This is a genomic window from Nostoc sp., assembly GCF_041747015.1.
Classification (GTDB): domain Bacteria; phylum Cyanobacteriota; class Cyanobacteriia; order Cyanobacteriales; family Nostocaceae; genus Nostoc.
Genome location: NZ_JBGTFY010000144.1, coordinates 1 through 22,961, shown reverse-complemented (window position 1 = coordinate 22,961; position 22,961 = coordinate 1). Strand labels below are relative to the sequence as shown.

The window sequence follows — 22,961 nt, the reverse complement described above, 5'->3', positions numbered from 1 at the left end:
TAGTACGGCTTGGCGTAAATTCAGCTATTATCTTAGCTAGACAAGGGGCTTAAGCCCCTTGTTAAGGAAATGAGAATAACTTATTGCTTAATTCTTACTTATGTTTGGGTATAAACCGCATTTTCTAGATTATGTGCCAGAAAAACCCAATTTGAGATAGTCAAATTAGCAACCTGATACCATTGAGCTTTCCATTGATTTGGCAGAAGTATTCCATACTGTTTTGGTAACTTGACTCTATGATGAGCGTATACCCGCAACCCATCCAAAAATTCTAATGCAGGTTCTCCCTCTGCATATAAGCATTTTTTAGTATCAAAAGAAATGCGTATGGGGCGATCGCAAACAATACAAATTTCTTGAAATGGTAAAATCCAACCACACTCTATTAATAAAGCTTGAAAGAGTTCCCAATTTAGACAATTACTCAGTCAATTAAGATAACAGCCGTCACATACCCACTATTCAGGAGCAAAACAATAGTCATAATGCCCAGATTGGGTTTGTAAAGTTGTCCAGAGTTGGGGAAACAACCGCAGATGTAACCATACTTCTCTTCTCGATAAAGAATTTTTATTCCTTTAACGCACAATAAACCCATATTTTTTGAGTACGGTCTTGGCTTGACTGCCAGATAAAAACTGGGCAAATTCCTTAGCAGCAGCAGTATTTTTACTGTTTTTAATTATTGCTACCGGATAGACAATCGGTGAATGAAAATTATCGTCAGCAGCGACTACAACTTTTACCTTCTTGGAGATTTTAGCATCCGTCACATAAACTAAACCCGCTTCGGCGTTACCACTTTCTACTGCTGCCAAAACTTGACGCACATTGTTAGCAAAGACTAATTTGGACTTGACTTGATCATAAATTTTCAATTTCTTTAAAACTTGCTCCCCATATTGACCAGCGGGTACACTTCTGGGTTCACCGATCGCAATTTTCTTAATCTTACTATCTGTTAAATTGTAGAAGCTACTAATGCCAACAATATCTTGAGCCACAATCAACACCAGACGGTTATTTGCTAGGTTAGTCCGGCTACCTGGTAGCAACATTCCTTTTTGTTCCAAGGCATCCATTTGTTTTTTGGCAGCAGAAATAAAGATATCTGCTGGGGCACCTTGCTCAATCTGTTGCTGTAAAGCACCAGAAGCCCCAAAATTATAATTAATATTGATATTTGATTTACTTTGTTGGTATAAAGGCTTAATTTCTTCCATCGCTTCTTTTAAGCTGGCGGCTGCGGACACGAGTATGCTGGTGTTTGACTGTGCGATTACCGAAGAAGGAGTAACCAAGGGTAAACCAATTGCTAGGAGCAAACCAGCAACCAATATACCCAGAAAGCCAAAAATTTGTCTTCTTTTCATAGAATTTGAGGGATTTTTTACTAAAATTGATTCTAGGTAGAATTATACCAAAAATATCATAGCATTACCAACTATATTGGTAATGCTGAATCACAAACTATCGCAAACCCTTGAAAAGTAAAAGCGCATCTGCCCAAGCCCGATCTGTTTTCTGCAAGGGTGGAATGGGTTCTTGTCGGTAATCAATTACCAAGTCGTACCGTGCTTGGTTATAAATTTGCCACAGCAGACTTTGGAGATCAACTAATACTTCTACATCTTTTGGTTTTAACGGAAGTGCAACTCGGTAGTCTTAGCTAAGGTTAGACTCAATCGCATTAGCGATCGCTGTAATTAACCGATGATGCACTTCCGGTCACAATTCGGGATTTTCAAGGTAAGGGTTCATTCCCGGAAATGGAGACGGCATAAAACAGCCTTGGAGCTAATAATTTTCCCTGTTTCCATAATACAACAATTCCAGCAATTACGTTAGCGACGCAGGAGCGTCATTACGAATTATTTTTCAATCATCTCCAAGAATTGCGCCTCACTTAACTGCGTAATTCCGAAGGAGAGCGCTTTTTCTAACTTAGAACCGGCATCTTCTCCTAACACTAAATAATCTGTTTTTTTACTCACTGAATCAGTCACTTTACCGCCAGCTTTTTGAATCAAAGCTTTAACTTCCTCTCGCTTTAAGGTTGGCAATGTACCTGTAATTACAAAAGTTTTACCTGCGAACTTTTGATTACCATCATCAACTGTTTTTGGTTCCTCTGTGGCAGTTAATTGCAATCCTTCTGCTTGCAAACGTTCTATTAAAGTTTGGTTGGCATCAATGCGATACCACTGATACACAGATTGGGCAATTTCAGCACCAATACCGTAAATGCCTTCAATATCTGATTGCTTTGCTGTAGCTAACTGGTCTACAGTAAAATATTTCTGAGTCAACAATTGGGCATTTACACTGCCAACGTGACGGATACCTAAACCATACAATACCCTAGACCAAGGTTGGTTTTTCGATTGTGCGATCGCATCTATCAATTTCTCTGCCGACTTTTTCCCCATCCTTTCTAATACAAATAATTTTTCTGCTGTCAACTCATATAAATCGGCAACGGAATGTACCAAACCTTTATCAACGAGTTGATATACCAACTTTTCCCCCATGCCTTTAATATCCAAGGCATCACGACTTACCCAATGTTCAATGGAACCTTTAAGAATCGCTGCACAAGAAGCATTGACGCAGCGAGTCACCGCCTCACCTGATTCTCGCACGACTAGTTGACCGCAGACTGGGCAATGGGTGGGCATAACAAAGGGTTCGGTGTCAGCAGGACGAAGTTCTTTTAATACCCTCAGTACTTCTGGGATGATTTCGCCAGCTTTGCGGACAATGACAGTATCGCCAATGCGGATGTCTAATTGAGTAATGCGATCGCTATTATGTAAAGTAGCGCGGGAAACTGTTGTCCCCGCCAGTTGCACAGGGCGCATCTCTGCTAACGGTGTTAATGCCCCCGTTCGTCCCACATTCACAGCAATATTTTCCACACGGGTGGGTGCTTCTTCGGCTGCGTACTTCAAAGCGTTCGCCCACCGGGGGAATTTTTGCGTAAACCCTAGCTGTTCTTGAAGTTTAAAAGAATTCAGCTTCACTACTACCCCATCTGTCATGTAGGGTAAATTCAGGCGTTCTGTATCCCAGTACTCATAATATTCTGCTACATTTGCTACAGAGCTACATAATTTATGATTGGGGTTCACTCGAAAACCCATCTTTTCTAACAACTCCAATGATTCCCATTGGGTATTAGCAATACTGGTGTCATCTCTGCCAGGAATGTGCAGAGTATAGGCAAAGAAATCTAACCGCCGCTTCGCTACAATGCGCGAGTCTAAGTGCCTGAGTGTACCAGCTGCGGCATTACGGGGATTAGCAAATAATTGCTCACCTGCTTTTTGCCTTTCTTCGTTAATTTGTTTAAACACTTCCAACGGCAAAAAAGCTTCACCGCGCACTTCCACCCTTTCCAGAATTTCTAACCCTTCAAAATTCAAACGTAAGGGAATTGAGCGAATTGTCCGTACATTTTGGGTGATATCTTCACCCATCGCCCCATCACCCCTAGTTGCACCCCTCACTAGAACTCCATTCTGGTAGCTAAGAGCCAAAGCAGAACCATCAATTTTGAGTTCAGTGACATATTCTACTGAGTCTATTTTCGGTATTTGTCGCCGCCAACGCTGATCCCATGCTTGCAACTCATCAATATTAAACGCATTCTCTAGACTGTAGAGGGGGATGTTATGCCGCACTGAGGTAAATTGCGTTGCCGGCCGCTCACCTACGCGCTGAGTAGGGCTATCAGGTGTCGTCAATTCTGGATACTGAGTTTCCAGTTGTTGCAATTCTCGATATAGCTGGTCATAGACTGCATCTTCCATGATTGGAGCATCTAGGACGTAATAAGCATAGCTTGCTTGTTGCAATAACTGGCGCAGTTCTTCTATACGCTTTACTTCTGGCTTAATCTGGATCATTACTTATTATAAAATATTTAGCGATCGCACTAAGGGCTGACTATATTAAACCTAATTTAGTTTCAAGAAAAGACGGTGTTTTAATTGCTCGTAATGAAAATGATGTTTCTGAAACCACGGACATTGCTAGCCATGCACAATTTGCTCAACGTCAACTTTTTAAACGCCCTCTTAACTAAAAGTTAAATCGTTGGTAAACAGACATTAAAACAAAACCGCCAAAATCAAGCAGAAGAAACAGCAAATTCAAAAGCTTTTTTGTTACTTTCAAGCCTTCTTGCTTCGGGAGTAGCGATCGCCTTAGGCAAAGCTTACTTAGGTAGTACTCTTCTGTATTGTAAAAAAGAGATTGTATGAACAACGACCAAAGACAATTAAAAACCGCTTCTAACGACTCCAATATATCTTCTAAGACACGCCAGTACTCAATCAAGCGGCGTTTATTTCTCGGTGGATTAATTATTGGGATGTCTGCTGTCACTTTTAGTGCAGGAGAATACTTATTACGCCAGACTACAGTAACATTAGCCGACACAGCCAACCGCAAAAAGACTAACTTTGTAACGCCTGGTCAAGCTCGTCTAAATCTAGTTTTTATTCTAGATGGACTGCGCCCCGATTCTATCAACCCACAAAATACGCCTAATTTATATCGTTTGCGTCAAGAGGGTGTCAACTACGTTAATAGCCATGCTGTTTTCCCTACAGTGACTCGTGTTAACTCAACAGCAATCGGTACAGGGTATTATCCAGGTAAAAATGGCATTGTCAGCAACTCAATGTATGTGCCACAGGTAAACCCAACCCGTTCATTTAGCACAGGCGAATATGCTAACCTCCTGAAACTGGATGAAGTAACTGGTGGAAAGTTAGTCTTTGTCAAAACTTTGGGCGAACATCTCCAAAAAAATGGTCTGAAACTAGCTGCTATTAGTTCTGGGTCAACAGGTAGCACACTCTTGCTCAATCCCCGCTCTATTACTAATAATGTCGGCTTTTTGATTAATGGATATTTTGACCCAGGTAAACTTGTAGCATTCCCCCCTAAGATAAACCAGGAAATTCTAACTCGCTTTGGTGCTGCTCCTGTCAATCAAGATACCAACGGAGATGACCAATATAATGAAGCGGTAGACTGGACTGGGAAGGTTCTCACAGATTATGTACTCCCAGAACTAAAACCCGATGTAATTCTTAACTGGTTAACCGAACCTGACCATATTCAGCATCGATTCGGTGCTGGTTCTCCAGAAGGTATCAACGGCATCCGCAACGACGATCGCAATATTGGTCTGGTTCTTAATCGGCTGAAAAAACTAGGGCTATTTAACCGAACTAATATTTTTGTGATCTCCGATCATGGCTTCAGCGTTCAGACCTTTGCAGTCAATGTAGAACAAGAATTAACTAATGCTGGACTCAAGCTCGGAAAAGATTCCGATGATGTAGTCTTAGCTAGCAGTGGTCAGGCTGTATTGCTCCATGTCAAAGACCGTAATCCCAGGAAGATAGAAAAGATTGTTAACTTCTTGCAGAAACAGGATTGGAGTGGCGTTCTCTTTACAGCAGCACGCAGACCAGTTAAAGTAAGACCTCAACTTGATGCTGGATTTAATCAGCAAGATAAGCAACGCTCTCCTCAACCAGAAGGTTGGGTGCCAGGAACCTTTTCTTTAGAACTTATCCATGAGTTCAATCAAGAACGAGGTGCTGACATCATTTTGACTTTTCCTTGGACATCAAATAAAAATGCCTTTGGTGTTAAGGGAACCGACTTTACAGACACTAGTAGTGGGACAACTGGCCCACTCACAGGCAATGAGAGTGGTCATGGCAGCATGAGTCCCTGGAATATTCGTAACACCTTTATTGCTTGGGGAACCGATTTCAAGAAAGGAGTAACTATTGAGACACCCGCAAGCAATGTTGATATCACCCCAACAATTTTGGCGCTTAAGGGCATCAGTAGCAATGAAGACTTTGATGGTCGGGTACTAGTTGAAGGATTGAAGGTAGGAGTAGATCCCAAACAAGTGAAAGTCAAAACTCGCGTTTTCACTACCAGGATAGGAAGAAGTTATAAAGCCTCTATCCAGGTATCGCAGGTAAAAGACCAACGCTATATAGATAAAAGCTGGCGCGATCGCTAAAAAGCATTAATTAAAATGAATCCGCTAGCAACCTTTTTTGAATTGTAGTGCTGATAACGCCCTGGTGAATCTACTGGGGCGTTCAATCCCTCAATTTGGCAGATGTAACTCATATTTAATCCTTTCACTGCTTCCAGATTCTCTAGGTTATGGGTGGATAACCCTAGATATGTGTTTATATGATAAACAAAATGTCTCTACTCACGCTTTTCTGTGTTTCTTTACTTAATCGACATATTTATTTTAAATTGCGGCAATATTCTAAATATAGAAAACAAAATTAACTAAAAAACTCTATGTCAAAACCTACCCCTAATGTAGGTTAGTTTCCGCCTTTTCTAGGGGCGGAAATAATAGAAGAAACTTTGTTAGCGTAGCCTAAGTTATTAAAATCTAAATTTTTGTGAAAAGCTAAAATCGGATTAATAACCTTCAATAGTGTAACCAGCGGCAACGATTACCTGTTTGATTGACTCCTCAGAAGCTGCGGCTTCAACCGTGACAGTTTTGGCGTTAACATCAACATCCACCTTAGCGTCAGGTTCCATAACGTGGATAGACTCGGTAATTATTTGTGCACATCCCTCACAAGAAATATTTGAGACTTTCATTTTTAGTGCCATTTGTTACCTCAGTATGGAAATTTTCAACTACTTATTAAGTATTAATCTTAACCATCAAAATACCATTGGCCATCCTACTAAAGTAATAACATCATAATGATTCCATATAACTCACCGACTGACACAGTTGGCTAGTATTAATATGAAACAAAATGCAAAAATAATATGTAAAGCTGCTAATGGAAATACACCTAGTGCAGGTAGGCAGAAGTCAAAAGTTAAAAGAAAGTTAAACAGCCATGTCTTCAAATCCCCAGTATCTAAGCGGTAACGAAATTCGCAACATATTTCTCGACTTTTTTGCCCAACGAGGACACCAAATTCTTCCAAGTGCATCCCTCGTGCCAGAAGATCCAACCGTGCTGCTGACGATCGCGGGGATGTTACCATTTAAGCCGATATTCTTGGGGCAACGCACACCAGAATTTAAACGGGCTACCACTTCCCAAAAGTGTATTCGCACCAACGATATCGAAAATGTTGGACGCACCAAACGCCATCAAACGTTCTTTGAAATGCTGGGTAACTTCAGCTTTGGTGATTATTTTAAAGAACAAGCGATCGCTTGGGGTTGGGAAATTTCCACACAAGTCTTTGGTTTTTCCCCAAACAACCTCGTCGTCAGCGTTTTTGAAGATGATGATCAAGCCTTTGAGATTTGGCGCGATCAAATCGGGGTGTCGGTAGCGAGAATTAAGCGCTTGGGCGCAGATGATAACTTTTGGGCATTGGGGCCGACTGGCCCTTGTGGCCCTTGTTCAGAAATATATTACGACTTCCACCCAGAACGCGGCGACGAAAATATAGATTTAGAAGACGATTCCCGGTTTATTGAGTTCTATAACCTCGTCTTCATGCAATATAACCGGGATGTTTCAGGCAATTTAACGCCACTGCAAAACAAGAATATTGACACTGGGATGGGTTTGGAGAGAATGGCGCAAATCCTCCAAAAAGTGCCGAACAACTACGAAACTGACTTAATTTTTCCAATTATCCAAACAGCAGCCCAAATTGCTGGGATTGAATATCACAGCAGCGATGAGAAAACCAAAATCTCCCTAAAAGTCATTGGTGATCATGTTCGTTCTGTCGTCCACATGATCGCCGATGAAATTCGTGCCTCCAACGTGGGACGGGGTTATGTGCTGCGGCGATTAATTCGGCGGGTGGTGCGTCATGGGCGATTAATTGGGATTTCTGGCGAGTTTACTACCCAAGTTGCCGAAAGTGCGATCGCTCTTTCCGAATCAGCTTACCCCAATGTGCGCCAACGGGAAGCAGCAATTAAAGCTGAGTTGGAACGGGAAGAATCTAATTTTCTCAGAACTTTGGATCGAGGCGAAAAACTCTTAGAAGAAATCATCGAAGAGGTGAAACAGCAAGGGAACGCTCAAATTAGCGGTGAAAGTGCCTTTACCCTTTATGACACCTACGGTTTTCCTCTTGAACTTACTCAAGAAATCGCCGAGGAAAATAATCTCACAGTCGATGAGGTGGGATTTGATGCTGAAATGCAGAAGCAGGTGGAACGTGCCAAAGCAGCACACGAAACCATCGATTTAACTGTGCAAGGTTCTCTAGACAAACTTGCAGAACATATCCAAGTCACAGAGTTTATCGGTTATACCCAAACAGCAACAACGGCGAAAATTGAAGTTTTACTAGTGAATGGTGTTTCTCAAGAGCAAGTAGAAGCCGGAACAGAGGTGCAAATTGTCCTCGACCAAACGCCATTTTATGCTGAATCTGGGGGACAAATCGGCGATCGCGGTTATATTTCTGGTGATGGTATTTTAGTTCGGGTGGAAGATGTTAAAAAAGAATCTGATTTTTTCGTTCACTTCGGACGCATCGAACGCGGGACACTCCGCGTAGGTGATACCGTCACCGCCCAAATTGATCCGGCTTGTCGTCGTCGCGCCCAAGCGAACCATACCGCAACGCACCTACTGCAAGCAGCGTTGAAAAAAATTGTTGATGATGGCATATCTCAAGCTGGTTCTCTGGTTTCCTTTGATCGATTGCGCTTTGACTTTAACTGTCCCCGTGCGTTGACAGCCGAGGAAGTCCAACAAATTGAGGAACAGGTGAACACTTGGATTGCTGAAGCACATACTGCAAAGGTAGAAGTATTACCTTTAGCAGAGGCGAAAGCTAGAGGTGCTGTTGCCATGTTTGGGGAAAAATACGGAGAAGAAGTGCGGGTGATTGACTTCCCTAGCGTGTCAATGGAACTGTGCGGTGGGACTCACGTCAGTAATACTGCTGAAATTGGCATATTTAAGATTATCTCGGAAGCTGGTGTGGCTTCTGGGGTGCGGCGGATTGAAGCTGTTTCGGGGCCAGCAATATTAGATTATCTCAACCTTCGAGATAAAGTAGTTAAAGATTTGAGCGATCGCTTTAAAGTTAAACCAGAAGAATTACCAGACAGAATTACAAGTCTGCAAAGCGAACTTAGAAATAGTCAGAAAGAATTAGAAACCTTAAAGGCACAGTTAGCGATCGCAAAATCTGATAGCTTACTACAAACAGCCGAATCTGTAGGCGATTATAAAATTATTGTCGCTCAATTAGAAGGTGTTGATCCAGAATCTTTGAAAAGTGCAGCCGAACGTTTGCTGCAAAAACTAGGTAATGGTGCGGTGGTACTGGGTTCTGTTCCTGAAGAGGGGAAAGTTAGTATAGTTGCAGCTTTTAGTCCTGAAGTGAACAAAAAAGGTTTGCAAGCTGGTAAATTTGTAGGTGCGATCGCTAAAATCTGCGGTGGCGGCGGCGGTGGAAGACCAAACTTAGCCCAAGCCGGCGGTAGAGATGCAAGTAAATTGCCAGAGGCATTAGCACAAGCGGAAAGTGAGTTAAAATCCGCGCTGGGTTAATTTATTGTATAGCAAGCATTTTGCCTGTTTTTAGTAGTTTATGAATTTCTAGGTTAGGGTGGGTTAGATAAGAGTTTAACCTACCTTTGATTTATTTCCAATTGTGAAACTTGCAACGAATAGTCCGAAATTTGTTCGATTCTTTTCACCACTAATAGAAGCACTTAAAGAATTAGGTGGTTCTGGTCGTCCTTCTGAGGTAAGAGATTTTATTGCAAAACGATTAAATGTATCTGAGGAAGAAAGAACAGAGTTGCTTAAGGGTGGCGCTCCCCGTTTTGATAATCAAGTCGCATGGGCTAGATTTTACCTAGTCAAAGCTGCTTTAATGGACTCCTCAAAGCGTGGTGTTTGGAGTCTTAACGATCAAGGTAGGGCTATTAAGCTTCTATCACTCAATGATGCTTTATTTCTTTATAAGAAAGTTCAGTCCGAATCTCAAGGTGGTAGAGATTCTACGGAAGAATTATCTCAGGATGATGAAATACTTGAAGAAAATATTGCTCCAAATAATACTACAGTCATTGATGATTCATCATATCGTAAAAAGCTGCTTGAAACTTTGATATCGCTTCCCCCAGCGGGATTTGAACGCTTGTGTCAGCGGCTATTGAGAGAGTCAGGCTTTGAAAAAGTTACTGTCACAGGACGTTCAGGGGATGGCGGTATTGACGGTCATGGAATATTACAAGTAAATCCATTTTTAAGCTTCAAAGTACTTTTTCAGTGTAAAAGATACGTCGGTTCTGTATCCTCTCCACAAGTCAGAGATTTTCGTGGCGCAATGATGGGTAGGGCTGATAAAGGAATTATCATAACAACGGGTACTTTTACACCAGATGCTCAAAAGGAAGCTGTACGAGATGGTGCATCACCCCTTGAACTAGTTCATGGAGAGAAACTACTTGATATGTTTGAGAATTTAGAACTAGGGTTAATACCTCGCAAAACATTTGATGTAGATATTCACTTTTTCAAAGAATTTCAATCTTGAAAGAGTCAGCTAATTCGTTAACTGTGCTTATCTTCATATATCGCCCTAAAATAGAGTCAGACAACGTAATATCCCCATACCACTACGCCGAAATACTCAGATGCAAAAAGTCACAATTGACGATATCCAACGAGATCCTTTGAAATACCTTAATCAAGTTGCGGCAGGTGAAAGCTTTGTTATTGTCCAAGCAGATAAGCTAATTGCTGAATTAAAACCAGTTACACCCACCAGCAAACAGCAACGCCCATTTGGTTTATGTGCTGGAGAATTTATACTACCTGATGATTTTGATGCACCTTTGCCCGAAGAGATTTTAAATGCATTTGAGGGCAGATGAAAATTCTTCTAGACACTCATATTTTCTTGTGGTTTATTAGTAGTGACAATCGCCTTTTAACAGATGTTCGAGATGCTATTCGCAATTCAGACAATGAAGTATATCTGAGTGTAGTTTCAATATGGGAGTCCATTGTCAAATATCAATTAGGGAAATTGCCACTACCAGCATCTCCCGAAATTTATCTTACCAAACAACGCGATCGCCATCAAATTGCAAATCTTGATCTAGCTTTTATTAAGGGTGATAGTCTACGGCTCGCTCTACCCACCACAGAAACCGAATACGAAAAAATTCAGCCTAATCTCTTTATAGAGCGTATTAGACTGAATTTCTGCATTTTGAATGCAATTTATGGGAAACTCTAAGATTCTCTTCCCGATGCCCAGGTATCACGCCATTTTACAGTACCTTCTTTCGCAATCACCCAACGGCGATTTACCAAATTTTCGCGCAAAGGCGATCGCCCCTCCCGCCACATGGCATATTTATAAGCAATTAGCTTACCAGCACTTTCATCAAAGGGAATCTCAGCAGACCACGTATTTGAGTTGATGTACTCTAAAGGATATGCTTTGCTGATATCCCAGTTACCCAACTCTGGGCAATCTCCTGTCACCACAATGATTTCACCGGGTTGGGTATGGACGCCAGTGAGTTGGACGCGCACAATTGTCTGTCCTTTTATCCGTTCGCCAACGTGGCTGAAAACAAACACTCCCCGTTCTTCTACTACGAAGTTATAAATCTTGCCGTCTTTTACCTGATACTTGTTGCGAGTCACCACACAGGTATGTTCGCCATCGGGCAATTCTGTTTCTACTTCTGGTAAAGTAACTTCTGCTCCCCGGTTTAAAGCTACAAAACACAGTGAGTCACGATAGCGGCGCAAATAACAATAAACGTCGGGTGTTAAGTATTTTTGCCAGTGACTACCCATTGATACGGCTGGATTCAGTCGCCGTAATCCAGACAATAGCCTGATGCAACGATAAATCTCACTCTCAGTATCCCAACTTTCCATCATTGGGCGATTGTACGGGTCATTACCGCCATCGCTGTCATCGTGTAGATATTGCTCTGTACCATAATATATACAGGGAATGCCGCGAGATGTCATAATTAGGGCGATCGCAACCTTCAGCATCGCTGGATCGGGATTTAGCGATTGAAAGCGGCACATATCATGGTTATCGATGAAGGTGACTAACTCTGTTGCCCCCTTGTAGCGATAATCTTGGTCAAAGATGTATTGAATTGTTTGGAATCCGTTTTCTGAACCTTGCGCTAGTGCGGCTCGAATTGCCACGCACAACCCAAAGTCTAGAAGTGTCATACCTGAGTGGTTAACAAATTCCACCGAGAGATCGTCACTAGGATTACTGTAAATCCATTCACCAAAAATAAATACATCTGGTTTGTGATTGGTCATGTCGCCGGTGAATTCTTGCCAAAACCAGATAGGCATATGCTTGACAGTATCCACCCGCAGTGCATCTACACCTCTGTCTAGCCATTGTTTAATTGCTGACTTGATATACTCCCGATATTCCGTATTGTTTTCATTGAAAGTTGCTAGACCACATAGTTCACAGTTCTGTACTTGCCAATCGTCTTCCCAGTTCTGCACTTCGCCATAGTGGTGATACCAATGATTGACATCATCGTTGAAGTCAGCAATTTTAACGCCATCATCAAATAATTCACCTTTGCTACCACTGGTATCAGGGCTGCTATGGTTGCAGACAATATCCAGCACCAGCTTCATATTGCGCTTGTGCAGTTCAGCAATTAACCGATCAAAGGTCGTATTTTTTTCTTCTTGAGTAGCGTTTAAAGAAGGGTTGTCTTCGTCAGCAATGTATCGAGGATTAAGCCGCTTAAAATCTTTTGTCCAATAGCCATGTAGCGCAGCATTACCAACAAATAATTCTTCAACCTGCTCGAACAGCGGAGTTAGCCAAAGGGCTGTGACTCCCATGTTTTTGAGGTAGTCCAACTTGTCAATGACACCTTGCAAGTCTCCACCCCAGTACTTACCCCAATCTTGCCTACTAGGATCGTACAGTTCTGAGTTTGCACCTTCGCTGTTGTCTGGATCGCCATCATAAAAGCGATCTACTACAAGAAAGTAAATGGTTTCCTGACGAAATTCAATATCTCTAGTGTAAAGGAACTCTAGGTCAACCTCCGTATCTGATGGTGGTGTTTCTATAAGAGCTTCTACTTTTTCTTGTGCAGAATCAACTTTATATTGATCTGGTGAAAACTGGGATGGAGGGGTTGTTACCATAAAAAACTCAAAATTTCACGAAATTCAGGTTTGTAGATTCAACAGTACAGCGTTTCGAGTATTGTGTGTAACTACAAACATCGGAATTATGACATCCTGCCTACGGTGTAGGTATCTATCGCTAGCTAGTTTATAATTCTACCGATAGATGTAATTCCTCTGCTAGAGGATAAAAACAAAGGAATACAGCAGTTATTGACGGTAATTGCTTTCTAACAAAAATTTACAATATCAATATTTAGTCAAAGCAACCTGTGGGAAATACTGAGCCTAGCTTGTGTTTGAGTAGATTAGACACATTCTGCGAGAGGCTTATCGAACTTCATAACATAATTGAGTGAAATTATTTGTTTTAAAGAATGTGTATTTATCTTTAAGATTTTTAAAGAAAGTAAATAATAAGTAATCAAAAAATATATAAATTTGAGTTAACAAACTCCTTTTGTTACCACTGGATGTCAAGCTATAGAGTTGTGCGCGAAAAATAATCATTGAGTAGCAGTGGCTAGATCATTAGAACTATTCAAGCCAAAGTATTTTTATAAAAATGGTAATTATGTATGACAGAACAAGATAAGAGTGTAAGATTGCTTAAAGGTCGCACAGCATTTATGTTTATCCACGGCATCGGCCAACAAAACCCTTTTGAAACTGTGGACTTTTTCACCCAAAACTTTTTAAAATACTTCGATAAGCAAAATTTATCTTTCAAGCTAGAACACCTAATTGCTAAAGGCAGACTATCAACTGGCTCTGTTTGGACGGAAAGCTTTGTCAGATTGAATTCAACTGACAATGATCAAGACTGGGTAATTGATGTTCATGAGTTTTACTGGGCAGCTAACACAGAAAATAAAATCAGTGTACCTGAGATATTGCAATGGGCGGAGCAGACCCTTGATGGCACAATCAAGTTTTACAATCGTCAGGAAAATAAAGCCTTATTAGATGCACTTTTGTTTAACAGTAATCGGAAAAAGGTTTTTAAATACCGTCTGCGATCGCTTACAATATTGCTGCGGATATTTAACTTGATATATCCAGTATTGCGAACAATAATTTGGTTAATTCTGTTATTTTTAGGCCCATTTCTTAGAGGTCGTTTTTTGCAATCAGCCTGGAAGCTAAGTAAACAACTTATAACTCCACCCTTGGTTAATTTCATTGGTGATATCGCCATCTACAGCATCACTGATCAAAAGTCACCCTACAGAAAAATTCGCCAGCAAATACTCACAGAATCTGTAACATTGCTAAAGGCGATTCTCAAAGATAAAGGGGCAAATTACGACCAAGTAATACTAGCTGGACATTCTCTCGGCAGTTGTATTGCCTATGACACATTAAACCTTCTGTGTATTGATGCAAGTTTTGCTCACGATCACAATACAAGTCTGTTGCTAAATAAGATTAAAGGGCTAATTACCTTCGGTTCACCACTAGACAAAATCGCCTTTTTCTTCCGAGAGGTAGCACAGGAAGGACAGTATATTAGACAGCGGATTTTAGAACACCTCAACTCTTTCCGGGTGAAATCAGAATTTTCACTGCAAAGTCAATACCTGGCTAATAACCCTGTAGTATACAAACTCGATCAAGTCCGTTGGGTCAATTACTACCATCTGAAAGACCCAATCAGCGGTCATTTGGATTACTATGAAAACCTAGATAATGTTGAAATGAAATATCAGGCATCTTGGGGAGATCAAGGACACCAAGGTTACTGGTTCAATTCAAGTTTTTACGAAGACATCGCCGATCGCTTTCTATATGTCTCAAATCAGGATGGAGAGTCAGGAGTTTGTGCAACCCGATTACAGTAAGGCTTAATTAGTACTGGAAATTAGCTTTAAACAAGATTTTGTTACACATTGTCACTTTCAATCTGTTATTACTATAAAGCAATTAATTTAGGTAGCAATTATGACCAAACACGACAAGATTTTTAACTCACCCAAGACATCAGAAGAATCACTAAGTCCAGAGGAAGCGGTAGCGGCGGTAGCAGTTGTCACCGCGATCGCTGATTCATCGATTGAAGATGTAGATGCAGAAAGTTTAGCGGGTATCCTCTGGGAATTCGAGGTATTCGAGGAATACTCAGAAGATGAAATTACAGAAATAGTCGATAGACTTATGGGCATTGCAGAAGACGAGGGAATTGGACCTTTGTTTAATGCTGCCAAAGTATCTCTCTCAGATGAATTAGTACTCGATGGTTTTGCTGCTGGGGTGATAGTGCTTTTAGACGATGAACTCGCCATCCCTAAACAAAAACAAGCCTACCTCAAAAAGCTACAAACAGCCTTGGAACTTGAGGATGAAGAAGCAGAGGAAATCATCAAAGAGGTAATTGCAGCCTTTAAAGAAGCAGAAGAAGAATATGAAGACGACGAAGATGACGAAGATGAAACAGTAGTCATAGAAGATTATACTCAACAAACCTATGACTCCCCCTTAGGTAATTTTACAGTAGCGATTCCAGTTGATCCCCAGCAGGGTGGTAAAATTCAAAGTCAAGAAGGAGTCGTTGGTTTTTCCGATGACGTCGGTACTTTGTTGAGAATCGATTACTATCCTTTCCCCTTGGAACAGTCAGAAGAATTGAAGTCTGTTGGACAAGAAAAATATTTACAAACAATTTTAGTAGAGAAGTATATACCCCAAGCAATTTTTGCCAATGTCCCAGATGCTTCTGTGGAGTATAGCGAATATCTGGAAGACATTTTGTCAGGAGCTTACTATGTGTTAGTCGATATGCCCCAAGGTTCGACGATTTCTAAGCAAGAAAATAATGGAACTGCTATTAGATTAGATGCTTACCGAGGGCTGCTCACATTTATCAGTGGTGAGTTTTTGTATATAGTTAGCAGTCAACACAGCTTTTTAAACGGTGAAACTCCCGATTCAGTTGAAGAAGAAGCCGAAGACATTAAGGATAATATTTTAGAGTTTGTTGAGACTATAGAGTTTACTTAGAAAGAGAATGGGGAGTAGGGAGTAGGGAGTAGGGAGACAAGAAAGGTTTCTTACCAATGCCCAATGCCCAATGCCCCTAACTCTTCTAAGATATGCTAACCTAGTGTAGTTAACTATAATCTCGCACATCTAAGAATTCGGGTGTTTCCCAGGTGGGAAATGCACTTAGATGGAGGTTTAACCCGAATAGGAGTTAGAAATATATGCCAGTCGTTTCATTGGCTCAAATGATGGAGTCAGGGGTTCACTTTGGGCATCAGACCCGGCGTTGGAACCCAAAAATGTCTCCTTACATTTACACTTCCCGCAATGGTGTACATATCATCGACTTGGTGCAAACCGCCCAGTTGATGGATAATGCTTATAACTATATGCGATCGCACTCTGAGCAAGGGAAGAAATTTCTTTTTGTCGGTACAAAACGGCAAGCAGCTGGAATTATTGCCCAAGAAGCTAGCCGTTGTGGTTCCCACTACATTAACCAACGTTGGTTGGGCGGAATGTTGACCAACTGGGCGACCATCAAAACACGGGTAGACCGCCTGAAAGATTTAGAACGACGCGAAGAAACTGGCGCACTAGATTTATTACCGAAAAAAGAAGCATCAATGCTGCGTCGGGAAATGACGAAGCTTCAGAAATACTTAGGCGGCATTAAAACAATGCGAAAAGTACCCGATATCGTGGTAATTGTAGACCAACGGCGGGAATATAACGCAGTTCAAGAATGCCAAAAACTGAGTATTCCCATTGTGTCTATGCTGGATACAAACTGTGACCCAGATGTAGTAGATATCCCTATCCCAGCAAACGACGATGCTATCAGGTCAATTAAGCTGATAGTCGGAAAATTGGCGGATGCCATTTATGAAGGTCGTCACGGTCAGCTCGATGGTGAAGAGTATGACGAAGATTACGAAGGCGGTGAGTATGACGAAGACTACGAAGAAAGCGAATATACTGACGCCGTAATTCCCGATGAGGAACCAGAGGAATAAGTAAAGTAGGGGTGAAGCAAGTGTCCCAGGGAAGACGGTTGCTCGCAGAGTAGTAGCAAACCACTTTAGACTACGGCAACTCGGAGGCTAAAGTGGAGGCGAAAAAACTCATCCCTCATAACTTCATTATTTTTTCTCCCCCAGCCCTGAGTAATATAGAAATACTCAACACCCGTGAGCGATTACAACTCAAGGTCAAGTTAGGAATTGAGGCAACATGGCGGAAATATCTGCAAAACTCGTCCAAGAGCTACGCCAAAAAACTGGTGCCGGCATGATGGACTGCAAAAAGGCGCTGAAAGAGACTGATGGCAACATAGAAGAAGCCGTAGACTGGCTACGGAAAAAGGGTATCGCTTCGGCGGGAAAAAAAAGTGATCGCATTGCGGCAGAAGGTCTAGTAGACACTTACATTCAGCCAGGTGGTCGGGTGGGTGTACTCATAGAAGTCAACTGCCAAACCGACTTTGTTGCTCGTAACGAGGCTTTTAAAGCTTTAGTTAAGAACCTCGCAAAGCAAGCGGCAACTGCTGACAGTGTAGAGTCTTTGTTGGCTCAACCATATATTGATAATGAAGGCGTAATTGTCGAAGAATTCATCAAGCAAACTATTGCCACGCTCGGTGAAAACATCCAAGTCCGTCGCTTTGTCAACTTTCCCTTATTAGAAGGCACACAAGGTATAGTAGACAGCTACATTCACACTGGCGGTCGAGTTGGTGTATTGGTAGAACTGAGTTCTCAAACTGAGTCTGTGGCTACTAATCAAGAGTTCCAAAGCTTGGCACGTAACACTGCTATGCAAGTTGCAGCTTGCCCAAATGTCGAGTACGTGAGCGTAGACCAAATCCCTACCGAAATTGCCCAAAAAGAAAAGGAAATTGAAATGGGCAAGGATGATTTGGCAAATAAGCCAGATAACATCAAAGAAAAGATTGTTCAGGGACGGATTGAAAAACGCCTAAAAGAATTGACTTTGCTAGATCAGCCTTACATTCGCGATCAAAGTATTTCCGTGGAAGACCTCTTGAAGCAAGTAAAGGCTCAATTAGACGAAGACATTCAAGTGACTCGCTTTGTTCGGTATGTACTGGGCGAAGGCATTGAAAAGCAAGAAAGTAACTTTGCTGAAGAAGTTGCTGCTCAAATGGGAGCCAAGTAATATTTAGTCATTAGTCATTAGTCTTTACCAAGGACATAGACGCGCCAGCGGCTTCCCGCAGGGTAGGACTAATGACTAATGACTCTTTACCAAACAGGTCAAGCAAATAGCGTGGCCTGTATTTTATTTAATAGAAGATGCGAAATTGCGGCTTTAATTTAAAATCTAAAATCCTCTGGAAAGTTATCCTCAAATAAACAGTATTTTTGTACTATAAAATAGTTCACATGGGCAAGAACGAGAAGATATGGCAAGAGCAATTGAGCGAATTGAACAGGATATTGCAGCACTGAAGGAATCGATAGAGGCGATCGCGGTAGAACTGCAAAGCGCTTATGGTAGTTATCTAACCATCTTAGGGCTAGCTATGCGAAAACAGTTGATTCTGGCAAGTTACCACCTCTGTACCCAGGGCTATCCCGAAAATTTTCTACATTTATCATTGAATCAGCGCCAACAATTGCAACAAGCCATCCGCAAGTTGGGTCAACTGGCAGCCGAGCAATTGCTCACTTATATTAAAAGTGAGGAAACAGGGGGAGATGAAACAGATGGAGAAGATGAGGGAGATAGGGAAGATGAGGAAGTAACATCCTTCTCATCTCCTGTGAACATTGGCACATCTACCCCTGAGCCTCTTACCCCCGACACCTCTAGTCCTATAGAACTGGCGAAATGGCAACATAACTTAGAGGAGGTCACGCAAGAGATACTGAAAAAACTTTCCCATGATGCTAATCTTTTATTACAAAAAGCTAGGATATTACCCAAACAATTACCGGAACCGATTTTAGCAGCAGCGGCTGCGGCTGCATCAGAAGCATCTGCCGAAGTAATGCCAGGGCCACCCAACTTATTAAACTTAGTAATTGAAATTGAAAATGAGCAGCAGTCAGAAGATTCTGGACTGACACACATTATGGCCATTAACCTGCGGCTAGGGGAAATTGAATTTGCTGATGCGACACTCTCCTGTGAACGCAGGCAGATCCGTAGTATCTTAGTTCATCTGAATAAGCTAGGGCGAGAGTATCAAAAAAAACATCGGGAAAGGGAAATTGCTGAAGCTGAAGCTGCGTGGCGTGCTAGTTGGTTTGAAGATTAGTCATTTGTCATTAGTCATTTGTCATTTGTGAATAACTAATGCCCCATGCCCAATGCCCAATGCCCAATGCCCCATGCCCAATAACCAATGACTAATGAAAAACCAGATTGGATACGATTACATAAAGCCTTAGCAATAGAGGCTGAACATGGCTTTACAGACTTGGTAGGCAGACAATACCGCTTCAGTGAATTCCTTAGCCTGACTTTGGGCAAATTCCCAACAGGCTTGCCCCAAACTGAACGCCGCCGTTGGCAAGGGCTAGCAGTGCAATTTGCTAGTTATCCACATCTGGCACTGGAAGAAAGACAACACTTAGTAGCAGAGACTCACAGGTATCTCTATCAACTAGAGCAGGGGGAGCAGGGGAGCGGGGGAGCAGGGGAGCAGGGAAAAAAAATCCAAAATCCAAAATCTCTAATTGTTGCTGAGGTAAGTCGCAGGCTTGCACCGAAAATTGAGCAAAAGCTCAGTGATTTACCAGAAATAGGCGGCAAAAAAGCTGATAATTTGGCACGGCTTGGTTTACACACCGTCCGCGACTTGCTTTTTTACTATCCCCGTGACCACATTGATTATGCGCGTCAGGTAAATATCCGCGAGTTACAGGCGGGTGAGACAGTGACAATAGTAGCTACAGTGAAGCGTTGCAACTGCTTTACTAGCCCCAAAAATCAGAAATTATCAATTTTAGAACTGGTTGTCAAAGATAACAGTGGTCAAATCAAAATTGGTCGTTTTTATGCAGGTACGCGCTTTAGCAGTCGCGCTTGGCAAGAAAGTTTAAAACGCCGTTATCCAGTGGGTAGTATTCTGGCGGCGTGTGGGTTGGTGAAAGAAAGTAAATACGGCTTGACACTGGATAATCCCGAATTAGAGGTTTTGGGAAATCCAGGAGATTCGATTGAGTCGCTGAATATTGGGCGGGTGGTGCCAATTTATGGACTGACTGAGGGAGTGGTGGCGAATACAGTGCGACAAGCGGTAATTGCGGTTTTACCTGCTGCGGCTCAGATGAAAGACCCTCTGCCAAGTGGTTTGCGAGACAAGTATGGTTTGATGGAATTGAAAGATGCGATCGCTAATATCCATTTTCCTACTGATAGTGCGGCTCTGCAAGTCGCCCGTCGTCGTCTAGTCTTTGATGAATTTTTCTACCTACAACTTGGTTTACTACAACGTCAGCAGCAAGCAAGGGCGATTCAAACCAGCGCCATCCTTGTCCCACGAGGTCAACTCGTGGAGAAATTCCACGAAATACTGCCTTTTCAACTTACTGGTGCACAGCAACGAGTCCTCAACGACATTCTCAACGACCTCCAGAAACCTGTGCCAATGAATCGTTTGGTGCAAGGCGATGTTGGTTCTGGTAAAACGGTCGTCGCCGTGCTAGCTATTCTCGCAGCAATTCAATCCGGCTATCAAGCGGCGCTAATGGCTCCTACAGAAGTTTTGGCAGAACAACATTATCGCAAGTTAGTTAGTTGGTTTAATTTATTGCATTTACCAGTGGAATTACTGACTGGTTCCACTAAAGTTGCTAAAAGAAGACAAATACATTCTCAGTTGGAAACTGGTGAATTACCTCTGTTAGTCGGAACTCACGCCTTGATTCAAGACCCCGTAAATTTTCGGCAACTGGGGTTAGTAGTGATTGATGAACAGCATCGTTTTGGGGTAGAACAACGGGCGCGTTTACAGCAAAAAGGTGAGCAACCCCATGTATTAACGATGACAGCTACCCCGATTCCCCGAACCTTAGCACTAACGATACATGGGGATTTGGATGTGAGCCAAATTGATGAGTTACCGCCAGGACGGCAAAAGATTCAAACAACAGTGCTATCAGGTCAGCAACGCACCCATGCTTACGACCTCATTCGCCGAGAAATTGTCCAAGGAAGACAAGTTTATGTGGTTTTGCCCTTAGTAGAAGAATCAGAAAAACTGGATTTGCGATCGGCTGTAGAGGAGCATCAAAAGCTACAGGAAAGCGTTTTTCCCGACTTTCAAGTGGGGCTGCTCCACGGTCGCTTGAGTTCAGCCGATAAGGATGAAGCGATTACCAAATTTCGGGATAACCAAACACAGGTACTAGTTTCTACTACTGTTGTTGAGGTTGGTGTAGACGTACCTAATGCCACAGTAATGCTCATTGAAAATGCGGAGCGATTTGGCTTGTCGCAACTGCATCAACTGCGGGGGCGTGTTGGTCGTGGCTCGGCTCAGTCCTACTGTTTGTTGATGAGCAGTTCCAGAAGTCCTGATGCTCAACAACGGCTGAAGGTGTTGGAACAGTCTCAGGATGGCTTTTTTATCTCCGAGATGGATATGCGTTTTCGTGGGCCAGGGCAAGTACTGGGGACTCGGCAATCGGGAGTGCCAGATTTTACCTTAGCGAGTTTAGTTGAGGATGAAGAAGTTTTACTTTTAGCGCGGCAAGCAGCAGAGAAAATTATCGAGATGGATGCAAGTTTAGAGCGCTGGTATTTGATGAAAGAAGAATTGAAGTATCGGTATGAGCGGTTAATGGGCGGGGCGATTTTAACATAATATATTCTGAGTTATTTCGTCGTGACAACGTGATAATAATCTCTAATACAAGTCGTTAGCCAAGATGAGGGTTTAATAACTGCGATGTCTACGACGGGCTACGCCTACGCCATAAGTTTATTACGATTGAATATATTGTAGGCTCCATCAAAATCACCTAAAATCTACCTTGCTAAACGCTCTAGTAATGAAACAAATCAAAATTATTGTAGAAAAACATTCTGACGGTTATGTTGCCTATCCTCTTGGCATTAAAGGGGCAATAGTTGGTCAAGGTGACACCTATGAAGAAGCCTTAGCCGATGTCAAGTCAGCTATTCGCTGCTACATTGGGATATTTGGCAAAGAAATGCTCGAAGATGAATCACCAGTAATAGAAGCCTTTCTTACAGAGGCAGAGGTGGCTATTTAATGCCTAAGTTTCCTGTCGATGCTCCGAAGAAGAGAGTTATTAAAGCATTTGAGTTGTTAGGATTTCGGATTGTTCGAGAACGTGAACATATAGTTATGGCGCGAGAGAATGAAGATGGATCACAGACGCCATTGGTAATGCCTAACCAATCTCAAGTAAAATCAGGGACATTAAGAGCAATTTGCACTCAAGTAAGTATCTCGCGGGAAGAGTTCTTAACAGCTTATGAGCAAAGTTGAGCAAAGAACCCAATTTAGAGACGTGACATAGAACTTTAAAGTTTTGGACTGTGCTTGATTTATCTTGGCATAAAAGGAGAATTAACATGGATCAGTTTATGGAAGTTGCAATTCAAGAAGCAAAAGAAGGCAGACAAGAAGGTGGAATTCCTATTGGTTCGGTTCTCGTCAAGGATGGTAAGATTCTCGGCAGAGGACACAATAAACGTGTGCAAGATGGCGATCCTGTTACCCATGCCGAAATTGATTGTCTCCGCAATGCTGGGAGAGTTGGCAGCTACAGAGGTACAATACTCTATTCAACTTTAATGCCATGTTAC

Annotated in this window: 19 protein-coding genes and 2 pseudogenes; 14 read left to right on the top strand and 7 right to left on the bottom strand. The window is 42.1% G+C overall.

Features of this window, described 5'->3' with window-relative positions; genetic code table 11:
• Positions 1 to 98: 98 nt before the first annotated feature.
• The 5 genes and pseudogenes from ACEW80_RS11255 to ligA all read right to left on the bottom strand — a co-directional run bounded on the left by ACEW80_RS11255 (position 99) and on the right by ligA (position 3,911).
• Positions 99 to 389: a DUF6745 domain-containing protein gene (locus ACEW80_RS11255; protein WP_373526665.1), complete on the bottom strand. Its 291-nt coding sequence runs from the start codon at positions 387 to 389 to the stop codon at positions 99 to 101.
• 192 nt (positions 390 to 581) lie between these two features.
• Positions 582 to 1,376 carry a molybdate ABC transporter substrate-binding protein gene (modA, locus tag ACEW80_RS11250; protein WP_373526654.1) on the bottom strand — a complete coding sequence of 265 codons (795 nt, stop codon included), beginning with the start codon at positions 1,374 to 1,376 and terminating at the stop codon, positions 582 to 584.
• 97 nt (positions 1,377 to 1,473) lie between these two features.
• Positions 1,474 to 1,647, bottom strand: a pseudogene (locus ACEW80_RS11245) (DUF4058 family protein); the annotation flags it as partial.
• Between the two features lie 27 nt (positions 1,648 to 1,674).
• A pseudogene (locus tag ACEW80_RS11240) lies at positions 1,675 to 1,785 on the bottom strand (DUF4058 family protein); the annotation flags it as partial.
• Between the two features lie 89 nt (positions 1,786 to 1,874).
• Positions 1,875 to 3,911 (bottom strand): NAD-dependent DNA ligase LigA, encoded by a 2,037-nt coding sequence (ligA, locus tag ACEW80_RS11235; RefSeq protein WP_373526653.1) that lies wholly within the window; start codon positions 3,909 to 3,911, stop codon positions 1,875 to 1,877.
• Positions 3,912 to 4,264: 353 nt separating this feature from the next.
• Between ligA and ACEW80_RS11230 the strand changes: the two genes are divergently transcribed.
• Positions 4,265 to 6,061 (top strand): alkaline phosphatase family protein, encoded by a 1,797-nt coding sequence (locus ACEW80_RS11230; protein WP_373526652.1) that lies wholly within the window; start codon positions 4,265 to 4,267, stop codon positions 6,059 to 6,061.
• Between the two features lie 422 nt (positions 6,062 to 6,483).
• On the opposite strand, the gene ACEW80_RS11225 is transcribed toward ACEW80_RS11230, so the two are convergent.
• Positions 6,484 to 6,684, bottom strand: a complete 201-nt coding sequence (locus ACEW80_RS11225; RefSeq protein WP_373526651.1) for a heavy-metal-associated domain-containing protein — start codon at positions 6,682 to 6,684, stop codon at positions 6,484 to 6,486.
• A 239-nt stretch (positions 6,685 to 6,923) separates the two neighbouring features.
• On the opposite strand from ACEW80_RS11225, the gene alaS reads away from it, so the two are divergent.
• The 4 genes from alaS (at position 6,924) to ACEW80_RS11205 (ending at position 11,268) form a co-directional block, all read left to right on the top strand.
• Positions 6,924 to 9,566 (top strand): alanine--tRNA ligase, encoded by a 2,643-nt coding sequence (gene alaS, locus ACEW80_RS11220; RefSeq protein WP_373526650.1) that lies wholly within the window; start codon positions 6,924 to 6,926, stop codon positions 9,564 to 9,566.
• A 103-nt stretch (positions 9,567 to 9,669) separates the two neighbouring features.
• On the top strand, positions 9,670 to 10,560 hold the full coding sequence (locus ACEW80_RS11215) for a restriction endonuclease (protein ID WP_373526649.1): 891 nt from the start codon (positions 9,670 to 9,672) through the stop codon (positions 10,558 to 10,560).
• 100 nt (positions 10,561 to 10,660) lie between these two features.
• On the top strand, positions 10,661 to 10,900 hold the full coding sequence (locus ACEW80_RS11210; RefSeq protein WP_373526648.1) for a type II toxin-antitoxin system Phd/YefM family antitoxin: 240 nt from the start codon (positions 10,661 to 10,663) through the stop codon (positions 10,898 to 10,900).
• Positions 10,897 to 11,268: a type II toxin-antitoxin system VapC family toxin gene (locus ACEW80_RS11205; protein ID WP_373526647.1), complete on the top strand. Its 372-nt coding sequence runs from the start codon at positions 10,897 to 10,899 to the stop codon at positions 11,266 to 11,268. The genes ACEW80_RS11210 and ACEW80_RS11205 overlap by 4 nt, the downstream gene beginning before the upstream one ends.
• On the opposite strand, the gene ACEW80_RS11200 is transcribed toward ACEW80_RS11205, so the two are convergent.
• Positions 11,265 to 13,193, bottom strand: coding sequence for an alpha-amylase family glycosyl hydrolase (locus ACEW80_RS11200; RefSeq protein ID WP_373526646.1), 1,929 nt, complete (start codon positions 13,191 to 13,193; stop codon positions 11,265 to 11,267). The genes ACEW80_RS11205 and ACEW80_RS11200 overlap by 4 nt on opposite strands.
• 560 nt (positions 13,194 to 13,753) lie before the next feature.
• Between ACEW80_RS11200 and ACEW80_RS11195 the strand changes: the two genes are divergently transcribed.
• The 9 genes from ACEW80_RS11195 to ACEW80_RS11155 form a co-directional block, all read left to right on the top strand.
• The gene (locus ACEW80_RS11195) at positions 13,754 to 15,016 is read left to right on the top strand and encodes a hypothetical protein (RefSeq protein ID WP_373526645.1); all 1,263 of its coding nucleotides are present in this window, start codon (positions 13,754 to 13,756) and stop codon (positions 15,014 to 15,016) included.
• A 100-nt stretch (positions 15,017 to 15,116) separates the two neighbouring features.
• Positions 15,117 to 16,172 (top strand): hypothetical protein, encoded by a 1,056-nt coding sequence (locus tag ACEW80_RS11190; RefSeq protein WP_373526644.1) that lies wholly within the window; start codon positions 15,117 to 15,119, stop codon positions 16,170 to 16,172.
• Between the two features lie 203 nt (positions 16,173 to 16,375).
• Entirely contained in the window at positions 16,376 to 17,170 is a 795-nt protein-coding gene (gene rpsB, locus ACEW80_RS11185; protein ID WP_373526643.1) for a 30S ribosomal protein S2, read from the top strand.
• Between the two features lie 217 nt (positions 17,171 to 17,387).
• Positions 17,388 to 18,332 carry a translation elongation factor Ts gene (tsf, locus tag ACEW80_RS11180; protein ID WP_373526642.1) on the top strand — a complete coding sequence of 315 codons (945 nt, stop codon included), beginning with the start codon at positions 17,388 to 17,390 and terminating at the stop codon, positions 18,330 to 18,332.
• 247 nt (positions 18,333 to 18,579) lie between these two features.
• Positions 18,580 to 19,437 carry a hypothetical protein gene (locus tag ACEW80_RS11175; protein ID WP_373526641.1) on the top strand — a complete coding sequence of 286 codons (858 nt, stop codon included), beginning with the start codon at positions 18,580 to 18,582 and terminating at the stop codon, positions 19,435 to 19,437.
• 87 nt (positions 19,438 to 19,524) lie between these two features.
• On the top strand, positions 19,525 to 21,990 hold the full coding sequence (recG, locus tag ACEW80_RS11170) for an ATP-dependent DNA helicase RecG (RefSeq protein ID WP_373526640.1): 2,466 nt from the start codon (positions 19,525 to 19,527) through the stop codon (positions 21,988 to 21,990).
• 187 nt (positions 21,991 to 22,177) lie between these two features.
• On the top strand, positions 22,178 to 22,402 hold the full coding sequence (locus ACEW80_RS11165) for a type II toxin-antitoxin system HicB family antitoxin (protein ID WP_373526639.1): 225 nt from the start codon (positions 22,178 to 22,180) through the stop codon (positions 22,400 to 22,402).
• Positions 22,402 to 22,641: a type II toxin-antitoxin system HicA family toxin gene (locus ACEW80_RS11160; RefSeq protein ID WP_373526638.1), complete on the top strand. Its 240-nt coding sequence runs from the start codon at positions 22,402 to 22,404 to the stop codon at positions 22,639 to 22,641. Before ACEW80_RS11165 ends, ACEW80_RS11160 begins: the two co-directional genes overlap by 1 nt.
• 86 nt (positions 22,642 to 22,727) lie before the next feature.
• On the top strand, positions 22,728 to 22,961 hold a 234-nt coding region (locus ACEW80_RS11155; RefSeq protein WP_373526637.1), incomplete at its 3' end, for a nucleoside deaminase.

Bases quoted from the DNA above. Each gene is read 5' to 3' on its own strand.
- ACEW80_RS11230 (WP_373526652.1), top strand. From the start codon at position 4,265: ATGAACAACGACCAAAGACAATTAAAAACCGCTTCTAACGACTCCAAT.
- tsf (WP_373526642.1), top strand. From the start codon at position 17,388: ATGGCGGAAATATCTGCAAAACTCGTCCAAGAGCTACGCCAAAAAACT.
- alaS (WP_373526650.1), top strand. From the start codon at position 6,924: ATGTCTTCAAATCCCCAGTATCTAAGCGGTAACGAAATTCGCAACATA.
- ACEW80_RS11200 (WP_373526646.1), bottom strand. From the start codon at position 13,193: ATGGTAACAACCCCTCCATCCCAGTTTTCACCAGATCAATATAAAGTT.
- ACEW80_RS11210 (WP_373526648.1), top strand. From the start codon at position 10,661: ATGCAAAAAGTCACAATTGACGATATCCAACGAGATCCTTTGAAATAC.
- ACEW80_RS11205 (WP_373526647.1), top strand. From the start codon at position 10,897: ATGAAAATTCTTCTAGACACTCATATTTTCTTGTGGTTTATTAGTAGT.
- ACEW80_RS11165 (WP_373526639.1), top strand. From the start codon at position 22,178: ATGAAACAAATCAAAATTATTGTAGAAAAACATTCTGACGGTTATGTT.
- ACEW80_RS11160 (WP_373526638.1), top strand. From the start codon at position 22,402: ATGCCTAAGTTTCCTGTCGATGCTCCGAAGAAGAGAGTTATTAAAGCA.
- ACEW80_RS11175 (WP_373526641.1), top strand. From the start codon at position 18,580: ATGGCAAGAGCAATTGAGCGAATTGAACAGGATATTGCAGCACTGAAG.
- ACEW80_RS11190 (WP_373526644.1), top strand. From the start codon at position 15,117: ATGACCAAACACGACAAGATTTTTAACTCACCCAAGACATCAGAAGAA.
- ACEW80_RS11225 (WP_373526651.1), bottom strand. From the start codon at position 6,684: ATGGCACTAAAAATGAAAGTCTCAAATATTTCTTGTGAGGGATGTGCA.
- ligA (WP_373526653.1), bottom strand. From the start codon at position 3,911: ATGATCCAGATTAAGCCAGAAGTAAAGCGTATAGAAGAACTGCGCCAG.
- ACEW80_RS11195 (WP_373526645.1), top strand. From the start codon at position 13,754: ATGACAGAACAAGATAAGAGTGTAAGATTGCTTAAAGGTCGCACAGCA.
- modA (WP_373526654.1), bottom strand. From the start codon at position 1,376: ATGAAAAGAAGACAAATTTTTGGCTTTCTGGGTATATTGGTTGCTGGT.
- rpsB (WP_373526643.1), top strand. From the start codon at position 16,376: ATGCCAGTCGTTTCATTGGCTCAAATGATGGAGTCAGGGGTTCACTTT.
- recG (WP_373526640.1), top strand. From the start codon at position 19,525: ATGACTAATGAAAAACCAGATTGGATACGATTACATAAAGCCTTAGCA.